The organism is Pseudarthrobacter sp. (assembly GCF_036675385.1).
GTDB lineage: Bacteria > Actinomycetota > Actinomycetes > Actinomycetales > Micrococcaceae > Arthrobacter.
In genome coordinates this window covers 44,545-61,729 of sequence record NZ_JAKFFD010000161.1, presented here as the reverse complement: position 1 = coordinate 61,729, position 17,185 = coordinate 44,545, and the positions used below count along the sequence as shown (strand labels likewise).

The window sequence follows — 17,185 nt, the reverse complement described above, 5'->3', positions numbered from 1 at the left end:
AAAGCAGTCCCCTTGGCACACCTTCTTGGCGGCGAAAACCTTACGGTTTCGTACGCAACGCGCACCGTCCTGGACGGCATCACCCTCGGACTCGAGGAAGGTGACAGGATCGGCATGGTGGGCCGGAACGGCGACGGCAAGTCCACGCTGATGCGCCTCCTGGCCTTGCGCTCCACCCCGGACTCGGGCCGGGTGACCAAGCGCAGCGAAGTCAACATCGGCTACCTGGACCAAAGCGACGTGCTCGACGGCGACCTTACAGTGGGCGCTGCGATCGTCGGCGACCAGGCCGACTATGAATGGGCCCGCAACCCCCAGATCCGCGAAGTCATGGGCGGCCTGGTGTCCGACGTCGACTGGCATGCGAACGTCCACGCCCTCTCCGGCGGTCAGAAGCGGCGGGTGGCGCTGGCCAAGCTGCTGATCGAGGACCATGACGTCATCATGCTCGACGAACCGACCAACCACCTCGACGTCGAAGGAGTCGCCTGGCTGTCCCGGCACCTGAAGACCCGGTGGCGGGCAAACCAGGGCGCCTTCCTGGTGGTCACCCACGACCGCTGGTTCCTGGACGAAGTCTGCACCAAGACCTGGGAAATCCACGACGGCATCATGGACCCGTTCGACGGCGGCTACGCGGCCTACGTGCTGGCCCGTGCCGAGCGTGACCGGGCGGCGAATGTTATGGAAGGCAAGCGCCAGATGCTCGTGAAAAAGGAGCTCGCCTGGCTGCGCCGCGGCGCTCCGGCCCGCACGGCCAAGCCGAAATTCCGCATCGAGGCCGCCAACGCCCTCATCGCCGACGTGCCCGAGCCGCGTGACTCCACAGCCCTGAGCAAGATGGCCACCGCCCGGCTCGGCAAGGACGTCCTGGACCTCGAGAACGTCTCACTGGACTTCCTCGGCGGCGACCCCGGACAGAAACTCTTCGACAACATCACACTGCGGCTTGCCCCCGGTGAGCGGCTTGGCCTCGTGGGCGTCAACGGCGCCGGCAAGACCACCCTGCTGAAACTCCTCAACGGCGAGATTGAGCCGTCATCCGGCAAGGTCAAGCGCGGCAAGACCGTGGTCACCGCCGTGCTGACCCAGGAGGTCAAAGAGCTCGACGACGTCTCGGACCTGCGCGTGATCGAAGTCATCGAGCGCGAAAAGCGGTCCTTTAACGTGGGCGGCAAGGAATTCACGGCGGGCCAGCTTGTGGAGCAGCTCGGCTTCACCAACGAAAAGCAGTGGACCCCGGTCAGGGATCTGTCCGGTGGTGAGCGCCGGCGCCTCCAGCTCCTGCGCCTGCTGGTGGGGGAGCCGAACGTGCTGATGCTCGATGAGCCCACCAACGACCTCGACACCGACACCCTCGCCGCCGTCGAAGACGTCCTTGACGGCTGGCCTGGCACGCTCGTTGTGGTCAGCCACGACCGTTACCTGCTGGAACGCGTGACAGACCACCAGATGGCGCTGCTTGGAGACGGCAAGATCCGCGCCCTGCCGCGCGGCGTGGACCAGTATCTGGAGCTCCGCGAATCCGCCCTGGCCGGCTCCACGATCACCGGCGGCGGCAACCCCGTCACCGGTCCGAGCGGCAGCTCCGCCCCCGCAGCCTCCGGTTCCTCCGAAGCCGAAAAGCGCGACGCCCGGAAGGCCAAGAACCGGATCGAGCGCCAGCTGGGCAAACTGGAGCAGCAGGAAAAGAAGATTCACGACCAAATGGTCAAGAGCACCGCAGCATCCGACTTCGACGCCCTCGCCGACCAGAACAAAAAACTCAAGGACCTCGCCACCGACCGCGAAGCCCTGGAACTCGAATGGATGGAAGCCCTGGAAGTCCTCGGCGAATAGCCCAGCGCTGACTGGGCGAATATCGGCTGGGCTGGGTGCCGGAACCGGCCCTTCCGCGTCCGTGCGGCTTGGGTGCCGCAGCCGGCCCTTCGACGTCGCTTAGACACGACGCAAAGGGGCCACTCGCTCGTTGAGCGAGCTCCCGTCCCGATGCGCCGCGATGCGCTCCTTTTCGAAGGACCGACTCCGGCGAGCTGAAGTCACCTACCCGATGGACCACCTCCCTACGAAGCACATCACCTCCCGCCGCGGAACAGCAGGCACCCGACCGGAACCTTCGGCAGGGGGTAGTTGTGGGGGCGCCCGAACTGAACTGTCGGCAATAGCGGGGCGGGGGACCTTCGCGTAGTCGCGCATCGCGGCGCATCGTGGCGTGAAGGTCGCCCAGCGACCGCAGCGACACCTATGCGCTGTGTCTAAGCGACGGCGAAGGGTTCCCGCGCTGCGTAGGTGACCACGCGGGCATGAAGGTAACACTCATGCTTCGGACTTCAGCTCGGGGTCTTTTTGGAGGCCTGTGAGACCGTTCCAGGCGAGGTTGACCAGGTGCGCGGCGACGGTGTGTTTGTCGGGCTGGCGGCTGTCCTGCCACCATTGGCCGGTCATGGCCACCATGCCCACGAGCATCTGGGCGTACATCGCGCCGTCCTGGGCGCTGAACCCGCGGCGGTGGAATTCGTCGGACAGGATGTGTTCCACGCGGGCGGTGACCTGGGACAGCAGGGTGGAGAAAGCGCCTTCGGGCTGCGATGGCGGTGCGTCGCGCATGAGGATCCGGAAGCCCTCCGCCCGGTCCTCAATGTACGTGAGAAGGGCCAGTGCGGCGCGTTCCACCAGGACGCGCGGTTTGCCTTCTTCGGTCAGGGCACCGGTGATCGAGTCCAGCAGGATGTGGAACTCGAAGTCCACCACCTGCGTGTACAGGCCCTCCTTGGAGCCGAAATGTTCGTAGATCACGGGCTTGGAAACGCCGGCGCAGGCCGCGATTTCCTCAATGGTGGTCCCGTCGAGCCCGCGAGCGGCAAAAAGGCCACGGCCGACGTCGACCAGCTGGCCGCGCCGCTGTACGCCTGTCATCCGTGTCCGGGGTGGGTTATTGCTCACATTTCCATCATGCCCTAGCGCTGCTGAAACAGTTGGAACCGGTGGCGGTGCACTGGCCTGGCTGCCGTGATTCCGGCCAATGTCGCGGGCTGCCCTGAAGCCATGGCAAAATAAATACTTGTGCCTTGGCCTTTGCGCCTGTGGCATGGTCCGCCCTGGTGTAATGGCAGCACCCCGGCCTTTGGAGCCGTGGAGTATAGGTTCGAATCCTATGGGCGGAACTGCTGTGCGAAGACCGTCCAGTAGGATGAACTCGGTGCCCCGCCGTGAATTTTTGGCCGGACAGGCACCGCGCCCAGCGCAACGCGCAACTAAGCAAGGAGAACCCGTACGTGATCCCCGAGAATACCGGCCCAGCCGCCGTCATTGTTCTGGCAGCAGGCGCCGGTACCCGGATGAAATCCCGTACCCCGAAGATCCTGCACGAAATCGGCGGCAGGTCCATGGTGGGCCACGCCCTGCTGGCAGCCCGCAGCATTAACCCCGCACGGCTGGCCTTGGTGGTCCGCCACGAGCGGGATCTCGTTGCCCGCCACCTGAACCAGCTGGACCCCGAAGCCCTGATCGTGGACCAGGACGACGTCCCCGGCACCGGCCGCGCCGTTGAAGTGGCCGTGCAGGCACTGGACGCCCAGGAGAAACTCGCAGGCACCGTCGTGGTCACTTACGGCGACGTTCCGCTCCTGACCGGCAGCCTGTTGGCCGACCTGGTGGCCACACATGAGCGGGAGGCCAATGCCGTCACCGTGCTTACCGCACTGCTGGATGATGCCACAGGCTACGGACGCATTCTCCGCGGTGATGACAGCTCCGTGACCGGCATCCGCGAGCACAAGGATGCAACGGAAACCGAACGCCTGATCCGCGAGGTCAATTCCGGGATCTACGCCTTCGACGCCGATGTCCTGCGTGACGCGCTGGTCCACATCACCACCGACAATTCGCAGGGCGAAAAGTACCTCACCGACGTGCTGGGCCTAGCGCGGCAGTCGGGCGGTCGGGTTGCCGCCGTGGTCACCGAAGACCGCTGGCAGGTGGAGGGCGCCAACGACCGTGTGCAGCTCTCCGCCCTCGGCGCGGAACTGAACCGCCGCACCGTTGAAGCCTGGATGCGCGCCGGCGTCACAGTGGTTGACCCCGCCACCACCTGGATCGATTCCACCGTCGCCCTGGATGAGGACGTCCGCATCCTGCCGAACACGCAGCTGCACGGCGCCACCACCGTGGCGAGGGACGCCGTCGTCGGCCCCGACTCCACCCTGACCGATGTCCGCATCGGCGAGGGCGCCAAGGTGACCCGCACCCACGGTTCCGGTGCCGTGATCGGCGCGGACGCCGCGGTCGGCCCTTTCACCTACCTGCGTCCCGGCACAGTGCTCGGCGACACCGGCAAGATCGGTGCGTTCTACGAAACCAAGAACGTCACCATTGGCCGCGGCTCCAAACTTTCCCACCTCGGCTACGCCGGCGACGCCGAAATCGGGGAGGACACCAACATTGGCTGCGGCAACATCACGGCCAATTACGACGGCGAGAAGAAGCACCGCACGGTGATCGGCTCGGGCGTCCGCACAGGTTCCAACACAGTCTTTGTTGCACCGGTCACCGTGGGGGACGGTGCCTACAGCGGCGCCGGCGCGGTGATCCGCAAGGACGTCCCGGCAGGGGCGCTCGTCGTGTCCGTTGCAGCGCAGCGCAACAACTTGGGCTGGGTTGTGGCCAACCGCCCCGGCTCACGCTCGGCGGAACTGGCTCAGGCCGCCGCCTCAGATTCCTCACATACCCCAGCATCGACAGAAGAGGACCAGCGATAATGAGCGAAATTACGGCACGCGGCGAGAAGAAGCTGGTACTTGCCGCTGGGCGGGCGCACCCCGAACTGGCGCGGGAAATCGCCAAGGAACTGGGTACCGAGCTGCTGCCCGTGGATGCCTACGACTTCGCCAACGGGGAGATTTACGTCCGCGCCGGCGAAAGCGTCCGGGGAACCGACGCGTTCGTCATCCAGGCCCACCCGGCTCCGCTGAACAACCACCTCATGGAACAGCTGATCATGATCGATTCGCTGAAGCGGGCCTCCGCCAAGCGCATCACCGTGGTGTCCCCGTTCTACCCGTATGCGCGGCAGGACAAGAAGGGTCGCGGACGCGAGCCCATTTCCGCCCGCCTGGTCGCGGACCTGTACAAGACCGCCGGCGCCGACCGCATCATGAGCGTTGACCTGCACACCTCGCAGATCCAGGGATTCTTCGACGGGCCTGTGGACCACCTCATGGCCATCCCGCTCCTGGCCGATTACATCCGTACCCGCGTCGCCGCCGACAACGTCACCGTGGTGTCCCCGGACACGGGCCGCGTGCGCGTCGCGGAGCAGTGGGCCGAACGCCTGGGCGGAGCGCCGCTGGCGTTTGTGCACAAGAGCCGTGACCTCACCGTTCCCAACCAGGCCGTCTCCAAGACCGTTGTGGGCCAGATCGAGGGCCGGACCTGCGTCCTGATCGACGACATGATCGACACCGGTGGCACCATTTCCGGAGCGGTCCAGGTCCTGAAGAACGCCGGGGCGAAGGACGTCATCATCGCCGCGACGCACGCTGTCTTCTCCGAGCCAGCGGCTCAGCGGCTCTCCGAGTCCGGCGCCCGCGAAGTGGTGGTCACCAACACGTTGCCCCTCACTGCGAATCAGCAGTTCCCGCAGCTGACGGTGCTGTCCATCGCACCGCTGATCGCCCGCGCCATCCGCGAAGTGTTCGACGACGGTTCGGTCACCAGCCTGTTCGACGGCAACGCCTGATTTCAGCGGGGGGCTGGTGGGGACCGCCGTTTTCAGTAATCTGGCGCGGCGCTGGTAAGCTTTTCACGATACCTTGGCGAGGGAGAGCATCCGGGAAACCGGACTGCAGGTTTCCGTTATCGACTGGGTCTGAATCTCCCTTCTGGAAGGGCCGCGTCACGGCCGCCCGGCGTTGAAGGTCGTAACAGACCTCCGCCCTTGCTGAACACCTTTTAGTCTTCCGAGGAGATACACATGTCTGAGCAGAAGCTCGCAGCAGAAGTACGCACCGAATTCGGCAAGGGCTTCGCCCGCCGCGCGCGCATGGCCAACCTGATCCCTGCCGTCATCTACGGCCACGGCGCCGAGCCGATGCACATCACGCTTCCGGCCAAGGCCACCACGCTTGCAGTCCGCAAAGCCAACGCCCTGCTGTCCCTGGACGTCAACGGCGAAGAGCACTTGGCCCTGGTCAAGGACGTCCAGCGCGACCCGATCAAGCAGATCATCGAGCACATCGACCTGCTGACCGTCATCAAGGGCGAAAAAGTCACCGTGGACATCCCGGTTCACATCGTTGGCGAACTGGCTCCCGGCAGCGTCTTCAACCAGGAACTCACCGTCATCTCCCTTGAGGCTGAGGCAACCCACCTGCCCACCGCCATCGAGGTCGACATCGAAGGCCGCTCCGCCGGACAGCACATCCACGCTTCCGACCTGGTCCTGCCGAAGGGTTCGGTCCTGCTGGCCGACGCCGACGCCCTGGTTGTCCACATCTCCGAGGCCACTGAGGTCTCTGAGGAAGAGGCACAGGCTGACTCCGCAGCCGCAGTCGCAGGCGAGTAATAACGGCACAGTTTGATATGTGGCCGGACCCTGTCGGGGTCCGGCCACAGCCATGTCCGGACCACCCTAGGATTGAATAATGACTGACACCTGGCTGATCGTTGGCCTCGGAAACCCCGGGGCCGAATACAAGGGCAACCGGCACAATGTCGGCCAGATGGTCCTGGACGAACTCGCGGGCCGGATGGGTGGCAAGTTCAAAACCCACAAGGCACGCGCCCAGGTGCTCGAAGGACGGCTGGGGATCGGCGGCCCCCGGGTGGTGCTGTCCAAGCCGATGAGCTACATGAATGTTTCCGGCGGCCCGGTATCGGGCCTGGCAAATTTTTACGGCATTGACCCTGACCACGTTGTCGCGGTGCACGATGAGATTGATATTCCGTTCAACACCATAAAGCTGAAATGCGGCGGCGGTGAGGGCGGCCACAACGGCCTCAGGGACATGTCCAAGGCGCTGGCCACCAAGGACTACCTCCGGGTGCGGGTGGGCGTGGGTCGCCCTCCAGGTCGGATGGACACTGCAGACTATGTCCTGCGCGATTTTGGCACTGCAGAGCGCAAGGACCTTCCGTTCCTGCTCGATGAGGCGGCTGATGCCGTGGAGATGCTGGTCAGGGAAGGGCTGACTGCGGCCCAGCAGAAGTTCCATCCGGCCAGGTCAGACGTTCAGGAATAAAACTTAAAACCGTCTGTCCCTGTTTACCTGTGTGTGCCAAGGGGTAGTCTTCTTCCTAAGCGGGGGAGCGATGGGGCTTATCCCGCTTTAGTGGGATGTAGGGGACAAGTTCATGTCAATCGAGCCACTCAGCTGGGGACGTGGGTCACCGCTCAACGACCTTGAGCTGCGCACCGACACTGCAGGCGTGTCAGAGCCGCAGCGATGGTCCGTGCCCGCACGGAGCGCCAACCTCGAAGCCGTCCGCGCCGCCCTGACCAGCCTCGACTCCCTGGGAGTCGTCATCACCGGCGGACGAGGTGTAGGTAAGTCATCCTTGGCCAGGACAGCCGTTGCCGACCTTGGCCCGGATATCTGGACGTTGCAGCTGCGCAGCGGACCGTCGTCCGGCAAAACACCCTACGGTTGCCTGGCTTTCCTGCTGGCGCGTCTTCCCCAGGCGTACATGGGGTCGCCCACAGCCATCCTCCGCGGCATTACGTCCCTCATCAAAAGCGATGCCGCGGGGCGCCAGTGCGTCATCACCCTGGACACCGCCGGCAGCATTGATGACATGAGCGCCGGCGTCCTGCTCAACATCCTCCTGACCGGGACCGCCCGCATGGTGGCCGTGGCACCCATGGTCAGTGATCTACCGGCCGACTTCCACTGGCTCCTCAACGACCGCCGGCTCACCGAGGTCAGGCTGGACAACCTCAACGAGCTGCAAACCCGCCAGGTGCTGCTTTCCCTACTGGGCCACCGCGTTTCGGCCTCCCTGGTCAGCACTTTCCACACCATGGTTGGCGGCAACCCCCTGCTCCTGAAAGCGCTTGTAACCGAGCAGCAGCATTCGGGGAACCTGGTTCTGTCGGACTCCGTCTGGACTCTTCGGGACAAGGTGGTGCTCGACGGCGCGGCCAGCCTCGACGACATCGTCCGGTCCCAGTGGACCCGGAAGTCTCCGGAGGAACGGGATGTCATTGAGATGCTCTCGTGCGCCCGCAGCGTGGAACTGTCCAGGCTGACCAAAGTGTACGGTGCCGGCGTGGTGGCGGACATGGAAGATTCGGGCCTGCTGGAGATCGATTCCTCGGACAACCGATGGGTTTCACTGCGTGAAAAGTACCTCGGCGACGTTGTCCGCTCCTGGCTCAGCATCACTCGGCGAAGGGAACTGCGGAGCCTGCTCCTGGGCGGCAAGGAACCTGACCCTGCCACGATGACGATGGAAGAACTGATGGCGTTCGGCGCCTGGACCCAGGAATGCGAGGCCGAGCTGAGTCCGGCCATGGCGCTTGCCGCCGCCGAAGCCGCAGTACAGCTCTTTGACCCCCATTTTGCGCTCAAATATGCCGACACGCTGAAGCGGAATGACCCTCAATGGGTGCCTGCCCAGCGGCAGAAAGCCGCAGCGTACCTGCTCATGGACCTCCCGGTGCAGGCCATGGCAGCACTGGACGATATTTCCCAGCCGCAGCTGGACAACCTGGACGTTGAGGAGTTCGCCCGGGTGGTCGAGGCAAAATCCCGGGTCATGGTCTGGCTCCCCGAACATACCGCCCGGGTGCCGGCGCTGCTGCAGACGGCACGGAAGCGGCTGGGCGTGGAGCCAGGAATCGCGAAGGGCTGGCCGGATCCGCTGGCTGCTGCGGCCAACCGGATCAGCCTCAGCGAATTCGAGTACCAGGCTTTTGTGGGAGACTACGCCTCCGCCTTGCCGGCACTGGAAGCCGCTGCGGACCCCGGGCAGAATCCGGACACCTGGTTCAGGATGAACTCAGCGGTGATCCTCATGAGCGCCCTGTCCATGGCCGGGCGGGAAATGGACGCCCTGAGCCTGATGAGGCAGCTGGGCGGGCAGATCTCGGACGCCGCCGAGATCGTGGGGCTGCGCGAGAGGTTCGCCGGCCGGGCGTACAACGTGCTCCTGATGGCAGGGCAATGGCGCCGGTGCATCGACCTCCTGGATCCGCCTTCCGCGCGCGAGTTCCACCGGCTCCCTTACCGGAGCGCCGCCGCGGAGCTAGCGGCCGGCATCGCCTACGTGTATTCGGGCCGCGGCGCCGTTGCCCTTGATTCGCTGCTCTCGGCCGCTGCACAGCTGGAACTGCGGCCCGTCCAGAGCCTGCTCCGCGCCGCCTACGCCGCCATCGCCTTCGCGTATGCGCAGATCGGCAATGCCGGGCAGTCCCGGCAGTATCTTGACCGGCTGCAGCGGACGGCAGGTGTCGCTGACCATGCCACCCGGAGCCGCACGGAATTCTGCGCTGATATGGCCGCCCGATGGCTGGGAGACAATGACGCAGCCACCCGCCTCAAGCAGTCAGCCCGCCGTGACATCGCAGCAGGCAGGTTCACCCTGGCCGGGATCAGCCTGCTCGGCGCCACGGTCAACGGCACGGAAGCGGACTTCCGGCTGATGGAACAAGTGGCCGGGCAACGCCAGGGCCCCTTGGCGGAAATTTCGCGGCTTGTCGCCGTGGGCAGCCGCACCCACGACGCCAAAACGTTGCTTGCCGGCGGGGAACTGGCGGCCACCCTGGAACTGGATGCCGTTGAGGCCCGGTGCATGGCGCTGGCCGTTGACTACGCCCGGCAGGCCGGTGATTCGGTTTCCGCCAGGACTGCACAGGCCCGACTGGACATCCTCGCAGCCACCGTGGCAAGCCTGCCGATCGTGCCGAGCAGCGGCAGCCCGCTGCTGACCGCCAGGGAGAGGCAGATCGCGCGGCTGGCCGGCCGGGGCGCGTCCAACCGCGATATCGCCGTGGAGATGGGCGTGTCCGTGCGCACAGTGGAAGGCCACCTTTACCAGGTCTTTACCAAGCTCGGAGTTACATCCAGGGGTGATCTGACTGGACTCGTCTAACGGCCACGCTGCCAAACAGGGAACGCAATATCGACTGCTCACGGGCCGGCGTGAGCCGCTGGACCGGATCTGCAACATCATTCGCAGCCGGACGAGCCAGGCCGTGTTCCTCATGGCGGGCCCGGGCATCGGGAAGTCAACGCTGACCGAGGCCATCACCGAGCGGCTTTCCCAGGAGATGATCATTGTCCAGATCCATGGAAGTTCGTCGCTGTCCGGCGTTCCCTTTGGAGTTTTGGCACCCTACACGGCGGAGCTGACGGCCGAAGACTCCGTGTCTTCGGTGGCTGTGCTGCGGTCCGTGTGGAGGTACTTTGAGAAGCTGAAAGCCGGCAAGGATACCCCGTTGCTTCTGATGATGGATGACGCCCATCACCTGGACGAGGCAACGGCCAGCATCGTCGCCGACATGATCTCCGCTGGCTGGGCTACAGTGCTTGCTGCCGGCAGACCGAGGCCCGGGCTGCCCCAGCCGCTGGCCCAGCTTTGGTATGACGGCCTGGCTGACCGTGTGGATCTCCGACCCATGAACCGGGAGCAGGTCGAGGAAGTCCTCTCCCACGCACTTGATGGAACAATCCCCTCCGGAACCATCGACACAATCTGGAGCGCGTCCGGCGGAAATCCGCGGATTCTTGATGCCTTGCTGCATGATGCCGCAGAGCGGGGCGAACTCGCAAAGCGGAACGGGATCTGGATGCTGCTGGGCCCGTTGCCTGCCGACGGACCCAGACTCGCCGAGGTGGTGGTAAAGGACATGCTCCGCCGCAGCCCGGAAGAGCAGGAAGTCCTGAAACTTGTCGCCCTCGCCGGGCCCGTGAGCCGGAAGGTGATCGAGGATATTTTTGGCGCTGAAGTAGTCCGCACGCTGCTGGACCAGCAGATGATGGTGGAAAGTTCCGGCATTCCAGCCGATCTCCGGATCTGGAACTCCGTGTTCGGCGAGGCGCTGCGCACAAGTATCTCGGTGTCCCGGAGCCTGCAGCTGCTTGAAAAGATCCGGGATCAGCTGGGAACCGCTCCGGAAGGGTCTGAAGGCAGGATGAGGGCCGTGGAATGGGCCCTTGAATGTGGATTGAAAATATCCGATCCCGAGCTGCTTGAGGCGGCCCGCACTGCCTTGGTCCACTCCCGGAACCGGAGCAGCCGGATGATGGCGGCGAAGGTCGCGGACCCGGACCTCGTGCCGCAGGCACAGGCCGTCCAGGGGCGCGCCTTATTCAATGAAGGCGACTTTGCGGGTGCGGCCAAGCTCCTGGACGGATGCTGGCTGCAGCTGGGGAACGGTGCCTGGGCTGTTCCGGTCCTGATGCTCAGGGCCATGGCACACCAGGCTCTGGGAACGCCGCTGTCAGTATTCACGGCCGATTCCCGTGATGCGCTTAAGGGCGCAGGCGCCATGACGGCTGGCCCGGATGCTGTGCCGCCGGATTCCCAGGAGACCGCCGGTGCGCCGGCCGGGCCCTGGCAGGAGCGCTTGCTTCGCCTGCTGGAACTTTGCGAAGCAGGCAACCACCAGGCCTTGGAGGCCGAGGTCCAGGAACTTCGGAGCAGCCGCGCCGGCGACGCCACGGACGACGCCCTGCGTGCGGTGGGCCTGGCGCTGCTGGCCCATTCGCTTGCCCCGGCCGGACGGGCCGTCCAGGGGCTGGATGCCGCATTGCTGGCAGTCTCGGAACTTCCCTCACTGCAGGGTGGCGTGTTCTTCTTCAACGAATTTGTCCTTGGCCACCTGGTGGCAGATTACCTGGCCATGGGGGAGTGGGACTCGGCGGAACGGGAGTTGGCGAACTATGCTGCCGGGCAGCCGCGGGGTGTCGCCTATTTCGGCGGCAGCCTCGAGGTGCTCCGTGGCTACTCGCTCCTGCGGCAGGGGCGGATGGAACGCGCCTACCAAACGCTGTTGCCGGCGGTAGAGACCCTGAGGCTCAACGATCCGCTGCAGATGTTCCGGTTTGGTTCCGGGCTGGCGTTTTATGTAGCGGCGAGGCTCGGCGACGCCGCCCAGGCCGGCCGGCTTGAGCTGGATTACAAGGATTCACCGCAGGGTTCCCCCGGCTACGGACTCCTTGCGAGGGCGTACGCGGCAGCGGCATCCGAGTATGTGGCGCACGACGGAAAAGGCCTGGCGCGCCTCCACACACTGGCCACCACGCCAGAGGTTACCACCCGGGCCGGGACACTCCTGGAACTCTTGGCTCTCTGCTGGGACCTGGGCGACCATTCCGTGATCCCGTTGGTCCACTCACTGGCCGGGAGCGTTCAAGGCCGCTGGGCCGCGGCAATGCTCACCCTGGCGGGGCATTGGGAGTCCGAGGACGCCGATTCCATCATGGAAACGGCGGCCATGCTTGAAGGCGCGGGATTCGTTAACCTTGCGCGGGAAGCCTACGCGCGGTCGAGCACCGTCCTTGAAAGCTCCGGTGAGCGCCGGCGGGCCCGTCAGGCGGTGGCCCTGCGGGAGAAGTGCGACCACGAACTGGGCGAGCGGTTCCGGGAAGGCCACTTCATCGCCGCAGCACCCAGCGTGCACCTCACCCGCCGGGAACAGGACATCGTAGAGCTCGCTGTAAAAGGTCTCACCGACCGGGAGATCGCACAAAGACTCATGGTGTCCGTGCGTACTGTGGAGGGCCACCTCTACCGCACGTACGTCAAACTCGGCGTGCGGAGCCGCGACGAACTGGCTTCGGCCCTTCCGAACTAGGCCTGCGTACGGACGCCATGCGTCCGGGACTCTGCGTACGGACGCCATGCGTCCGGGACCTTGTGTACGGACGTCCGGAAACGCGTAGCCCCCGCCCCAGAAAGTAGAGTACTGCCTACTCGTGTGCTGAGCTTCAGCATGCGATTGACTTAGTGCGGCAGGAAAACACGGAGCCACCAAAACCGCGGACCGGCCAACAGACTTTCAGGCCTCATTTTGAAGCAAACTTCCGGCCCTGGGGCTGGACCGAAGCGGGGCCGGCGACGTCAGAGTCTTCTGAGACCGAGACTCTCCCCCCAGCCGTCGCCGGCCCTCACTTCCGCGGGCTGAAGCCCGGAGCTGCTGTGGCGGTTGCCCATCGGGCCGCCGCCATAGTGGTGTTGTGGGACAATTGAGTGTCAATCCATTGGCATCTCAAGGAGTTTAACTTTGGCCCTAGTATCAACGCCTGCCACGCTGGAACGCGCAGTGCCGGCCATGGATAACGCCGAAGTCCTCAGGATTCGAAACGACTTCCCCGTACTTGGCCAGCTGGTGAACGGCCAGCCCCTGGTGTACCTCGATTCGGGCGCCACCTCGCAAAACCCGCTCAGTGTCATCGAAGCTGAGCAGGAGTTTTACGAACAGCGCAACGCTGCCGTGCACCGCGGCGCCCACTACCTTGCCGTGGAAGCAACAGAGGTGTTCGAAGGTGCCCGCGAGACCATAGCGGACTTCATCGGTGCCGGCTACGCGGAAACGGTGTGGACCTCCAACGCCACCGAAGGCCTGAACCTGCTCAGCTACGCGCTGTCCAACGCCGCGCTGTGGGCGGCGCAGGGGCGCGGCGACGCCCGGCTGAAAGACCTCGCAGTGGGCCCGGGTGACCAGATCGTGGTGACCGAAATGGAGCACCACGCCAACCTGATCCCTTGGCAGGAACTGGCGTTCCGCACCGGCGCCACGCTGCGTTACATCCCCATCGACGACGCCGGTGCCCTGCGGCTGGATATTGCGGCCGAGATCCTGGGAAGCAAAACCAAGGTCCTCGCGTTCACCCACGCCTCCAACGTGCTGGGCACAATTAATCCCGTACAGGAACTGGTTGCGCTGGGGCGGCAGGCCGGAGCCCTCGTGGTCCTGGACGCCTGCCAGTCGGCACCGCACCTGCCGTTGAACGTCAAGGGGCTTGACGTCGACTTCGCCGTGTTCTCCGGGCACAAGATGCTGGCGCCTACCGGAATCGGGGTCCTCTACGGCAAGCAGGACCTCCTGGATGTGCTGCCGCCGTTCCTCACTGGCGGTTCCATGATCACCACGGTGACCATGGAACGGGCCGAGTACCTGCCCGCGCCGCAGCGCTTCGAGGCCGGCACCCAGCGCATCTCGCAGGCCGTTGCCCTGGCCGCCGCAGCCAACTACCTCACGGAAACCGGCCTGGACCGCGTGCACCGCTGGGAAGCGGAGCTCGGCCAGCGGATGGTGGCGGGGCTGGAGTCCATTCCCGGCATCCGCGTGCTGGGGCCCGCCGCCGGACAGGAACGGATCGGCCTTGCCGCGTTCCACGTCGACGGCGTGCACGCGCACGACGTCGGGCAGTTCCTGGATTCCCGGGGCATCGCCGTCCGCGTGGGTCACCATTGCGCCCAGCCGCTGCACCGCCGCTTGGGCCTGACCGCAACCACCAGGGCAAGCGCCTACTTGTACAACACCACCGACGACGTCGATGCCTTCCTGGAAGCCGTCGCCGGAGTCCGCTCCTACTTCCGCGTCTAGCGCGATCACCGAAGGTACACCACCATGAGCCTTGACCAGCTGTATCAGCAGATCATCCTTGACCATTCCAAAGCCCGACACGGCAGCGGACTGGCAGGCATCGCCGCGCCGGCGGGGGCGTCCACGGGCCAGTCCCACCAGCTCAACCCGGTCTGCGGCGACGAAGTCACGCTGCGGGTGGCTGTGGAAGACGGCAAGGTGGCGCAGATTTCCTGGGACGGCGAAGGGTGTTCCATCTCGATGGCATCGGCGTCGGTCCTCAGCGAACTCGCGGAGGGAATGACCGTGGACGAGCTCCACGCCGTCATTGGCAACTTCCGCGAAGTGCTCCGCTCACGCGGGAAGATCCCCGCCGATCCCGAGATCCTGGGCGACGCCGCGGCTTTCGAGGGTGTGGCCCGCTACGCTGCGCGCGTTAAGTGCGCCATGATTTCCTGGGTGGCCGCCGAGGACGCCCTGAACCAGGCCGCCTAGCCCTTACCGTCCGACGCAGGTCCGGCGCCGCGCCGAGCCTCTCAGCCCCGGTGCTCGAAAACGTCCGGGATGCCGTCGCCGTCAGCATCATGCCGTTCCGCAAGTTCCACTGCGCGGTAATGCCGGTTCCGCAGCCGGAGCACCACGGTGGCCAGCAGGGCGGCAACCAGTGATCCGGTGAGGATGGCCACCTTCGCGTGGTCATCGTAGGCCGAGCCCGCACCGAAGCTCAGCTCGGCGATCAGCAGCGACACCGTGAAGCCCACTCCGGCCAATATCGCAAGGCCGGCAACATCGATCCAGGCCAGGCCGTCGTCGAGCTTTGCCCTGGTGGTCTTAGTGATCAGGTAGGTAGTGCCGAACACGCCAATCGTTTTGCCGGCCACCAAGGCAGCCACAATTCCCACCGCCACGGGATCCGCCAGGGCCGACCGGAAGCCGTCGAGGCCGCCCACGGCAACTCCGGCGGAAAAGAAGGCGAAGACCGGGACGGCGAAACCTGCCGAAAGCGGGCGGAGCCGGTGTTCCAGGGACTCAGCCATACCGGAACCCGCCTCACCGCGTTTCCGCGACGCCAGCACCGGGACGGCAAACGCGAGCAGCACTCCGGCCACCGTGGCATGGATACCGGAAGCGTGCACGAGCCCCCAGGTGGCGGCGGCCAGCGGCAGCAACAGATACCAGCTGCGGACCCTCCTCTGGGCCAGCAGGGTAAACAGCCCCAGCGGAACCAGTGCCGCCAACAGGAAAAGCGGCTGCAGACCGGACGAGTAGAAGAAGGCGATGATGCCGATGGCCAGCAGGTCATCCACTACGGCCAAAGTCAGCAGGAAGGTCCGGAGGGCCGCAGGCAGGTGCGTGTTGATGACGGCCAGCACGGCCAGGGCAAAGGCGATATCGGTGGCTGTGGGAATGGCCCAGCCCCGCAGGCTCCCGGCGCCCTGGCCCAGGTTCACCAGCGTGTAGATCAGGGCCGGGACTGCCACGCCGCCCACGGCCGCGGCCACCGGAACCACCGCCTTGGACACTTTGCGGAGTTCACCGGAGACAAACTCCCGTTTGAGTTCCAGGCCGGCCAGGAAGAAGAAGATGGCCAGGAGACCGTCCGACGCCCAGTGCCCCAGGGAGAGCCGGAGGTGCCAGGGCTCATACCCGATTTTCAGGTCACGCAGCGCGAAGTAGCCCTCGGCCGCCGGCGAGTTGGCCCAGATGAGGGCCGCGGCCGTGGCCAGCAAAAGGAGGGCGCCGCCGGCTGTTTCCAGCCTGAGGATCTCTGAGATCCGCAGGAATTCGGGGTAGCTTGAGCGGCTGAGGACTCTGGCAGCGAAGGCGGGTCGGGAAGGGCGCTTGGCCATGCGTGGCTCCTGGAATTAAGGGGTCGGCAAAACTGTTGCCGACCAGACTTCCCGGCGCACCTGTGTCCAGCCTACCCGAGCAGGCCCGTAACCCCGATCACGGCAGTGGCAGCTCCCAGCACCATCGAGATGCTGACCAGCACCACGTGGATGGTGAGGAACTTTGTGGCCTTGCCGGCGGCGTCCCGCGCCCTGGGATCCTTCATCACACGGCGCAGGAACTGCGGCCAGACCACCAGGGACCAGAGGCCGGCAATGATCAGGACCACGCCCGCAAACACGGGAAGCTGCACGGCTTAGTGGCTTTCGAGCCAGGCCTGGGCCTGCTGGGACTGGATGTTCAGGGCCTTGGACACCATGGGCTCAGCCGCCTCGGCGATCTTGCCGCCCAGGAAGGGAACGGAGGACGTGACGTTGCCTTCGAGTTCAATGCGCGTGCTGCCGCCGTCCGCTACGAGCCGCTGGACCGCGGTCACATCAAGGGGGGCGCCGGCGATCTTCAGCGTGATGTTGCTCTGGCGGGAACCGTCGGCCGCCGGGGCGTCCCAGTTCTCCACCTGCGTCACCGTGAGCTTTTCGCCCACGAACTTCCGGGCGATCTCCGGCAGCCGGGTGGTGGGCAGCGTGCGGACCGAGGTGGTGCTGAATACTCCGTCAACGTCTCCGGCCACCTCGAAGGATTCAAGTGTGCCGCCAACGAATTGGCTCGTGTGCCGCTGGAAGTCCTCGTTGATAAAGACGGCAGCGACGCTGTCGACGGCGTGCGGAAGGGTAGTGGTTGCACTCAGTGCCATGGGTCCTCCAG

General features: G+C 65.3%; 13 protein-coding genes and 1 tRNA gene. 10 read left to right on the top strand and 4 right to left on the bottom strand.

The window, feature by feature from the left end; translation table 11 throughout:
- The first annotated feature begins 12 nt into the window (after positions 1-12).
- Positions 13-1,839 (top strand): ABC-F family ATP-binding cassette domain-containing protein, encoded by a 1,827-nt coding sequence (locus V6M49_RS13335; RefSeq protein ID WP_141139888.1) that lies wholly within the window; start codon positions 13-15, stop codon positions 1,837-1,839.
- A gap of 477 nt (positions 1,840-2,316) precedes the next feature.
- Here V6M49_RS13335 and V6M49_RS13330 read toward each other — a convergent pair whose 3' ends face one another.
- Positions 2,317-2,943, bottom strand: a complete 627-nt coding sequence (locus V6M49_RS13330; protein WP_332761380.1) for a TetR/AcrR family transcriptional regulator — start codon at positions 2,941-2,943, stop codon at positions 2,317-2,319.
- 149 nt (positions 2,944-3,092) lie between these two features.
- On the opposite strand from V6M49_RS13330, the gene V6M49_RS13325 reads away from it, so the two are divergent.
- The 9 genes from V6M49_RS13325 (at position 3,093) to sufU (ending at position 15,025) form a co-directional block, all read left to right on the top strand.
- A tRNA-Gln gene (locus V6M49_RS13325) sits at positions 3,093-3,164 on the top strand.
- A gap of 111 nt (positions 3,165-3,275) precedes the next feature.
- On the top strand, positions 3,276-4,757 hold the full coding sequence (glmU, locus tag V6M49_RS13320; protein ID WP_332761379.1) for a bifunctional UDP-N-acetylglucosamine diphosphorylase/glucosamine-1-phosphate N-acetyltransferase GlmU: 1,482 nt from the start codon (positions 3,276-3,278) through the stop codon (positions 4,755-4,757).
- On the top strand, positions 4,757-5,737 hold the full coding sequence (locus tag V6M49_RS13315; protein ID WP_056348072.1) for a ribose-phosphate diphosphokinase: 981 nt from the start codon (positions 4,757-4,759) through the stop codon (positions 5,735-5,737). Before glmU ends, V6M49_RS13315 begins: the two co-directional genes overlap by 1 nt.
- A gap of 234 nt (positions 5,738-5,971) precedes the next feature.
- Complete coding sequence (locus V6M49_RS13310; RefSeq protein WP_141139891.1) at positions 5,972-6,562, top strand: 50S ribosomal protein L25/general stress protein Ctc; 591 nt, start codon at positions 5,972-5,974, stop codon at positions 6,560-6,562.
- Positions 6,563-6,641: 79 nt separating this feature from the next.
- The gene (gene pth / locus V6M49_RS13305) at positions 6,642-7,238 is read left to right on the top strand and encodes an aminoacyl-tRNA hydrolase (RefSeq protein WP_141139892.1); all 597 of its coding nucleotides are present in this window, start codon (positions 6,642-6,644) and stop codon (positions 7,236-7,238) included.
- Positions 7,239-7,350: 112 nt separating this feature from the next.
- Positions 7,351-10,089 carry a LuxR family transcriptional regulator gene (locus tag V6M49_RS13300; RefSeq protein ID WP_141139893.1) on the top strand — a complete coding sequence of 913 codons (2,739 nt, stop codon included), beginning with the start codon at positions 7,351-7,353 and terminating at the stop codon, positions 10,087-10,089.
- Positions 10,076-12,796 carry a helix-turn-helix transcriptional regulator gene (locus V6M49_RS13295; protein WP_332761399.1) on the top strand — a complete coding sequence of 907 codons (2,721 nt, stop codon included), beginning with the start codon at positions 10,076-10,078 and terminating at the stop codon, positions 12,794-12,796. The genes V6M49_RS13300 and V6M49_RS13295 overlap by 14 nt, the downstream gene beginning before the upstream one ends.
- Before the next feature lie 429 nt (positions 12,797-13,225).
- Positions 13,226-14,551: a SufS family cysteine desulfurase gene (locus V6M49_RS13290; RefSeq protein WP_104061020.1), complete on the top strand. Its 1,326-nt coding sequence runs from the start codon at positions 13,226-13,228 to the stop codon at positions 14,549-14,551.
- Positions 14,552-14,575: 24 nt separating this feature from the next.
- A complete protein-coding gene (gene sufU / locus V6M49_RS13285) occupies positions 14,576-15,025 on the top strand; it encodes a Fe-S cluster assembly sulfur transfer protein SufU (protein ID WP_104061021.1) in 450 nt (149 codons plus the stop codon).
- A 41-nt stretch (positions 15,026-15,066) separates the two neighbouring features.
- Here the strand turns inward: sufU and nhaA are convergent, their stop codons facing one another.
- From nhaA to V6M49_RS13270, 3 genes are all read right to left on the bottom strand, one after another.
- On the bottom strand, positions 15,067-16,380 hold the full coding sequence (gene nhaA / locus V6M49_RS13280) for a Na+/H+ antiporter NhaA (protein WP_332761378.1): 1,314 nt from the start codon (positions 16,378-16,380) through the stop codon (positions 15,067-15,069).
- 71 nt (positions 16,381-16,451) lie between these two features.
- Entirely contained in the window at positions 16,452-16,673 is a 222-nt protein-coding gene (locus V6M49_RS13275; RefSeq protein ID WP_332761377.1) for an SCO4848 family membrane protein, read from the bottom strand.
- Between the two features lie 3 nt (positions 16,674-16,676).
- On the bottom strand, positions 16,677-17,174 hold the full coding sequence (locus V6M49_RS13270) for a DUF2505 domain-containing protein (RefSeq protein ID WP_332761376.1): 498 nt from the start codon (positions 17,172-17,174) through the stop codon (positions 16,677-16,679).
- Positions 17,175-17,185: the final 11 nt, after the last annotated feature.

What these genes read in the sequence shown, in the direction of transcription:
- nhaA (WP_332761378.1), bottom strand. Translation starts at nt 16,380, where the DNA reads ATGGCCAAGCGCCCTTCCCGACCCGCCTTCGCTGCCAGAGTCCTCAGC.
- V6M49_RS13300 (WP_141139893.1), top strand. Translation starts at nt 7,351, where the DNA reads ATGTCAATCGAGCCACTCAGCTGGGGACGTGGGTCACCGCTCAACGAC.
- sufU (WP_104061021.1), top strand. Translation starts at nt 14,576, where the DNA reads ATGAGCCTTGACCAGCTGTATCAGCAGATCATCCTTGACCATTCCAAA.
- pth (WP_141139892.1), top strand. Translation starts at nt 6,642, where the DNA reads ATGACTGACACCTGGCTGATCGTTGGCCTCGGAAACCCCGGGGCCGAA.
- V6M49_RS13315 (WP_056348072.1), top strand. Translation starts at nt 4,757, where the DNA reads ATGAGCGAAATTACGGCACGCGGCGAGAAGAAGCTGGTACTTGCCGCT.
- V6M49_RS13310 (WP_141139891.1), top strand. Translation starts at nt 5,972, where the DNA reads ATGTCTGAGCAGAAGCTCGCAGCAGAAGTACGCACCGAATTCGGCAAG.
- V6M49_RS13270 (WP_332761376.1), bottom strand. Translation starts at nt 17,174, where the DNA reads ATGGCACTGAGTGCAACCACTACCCTTCCGCACGCCGTCGACAGCGTC.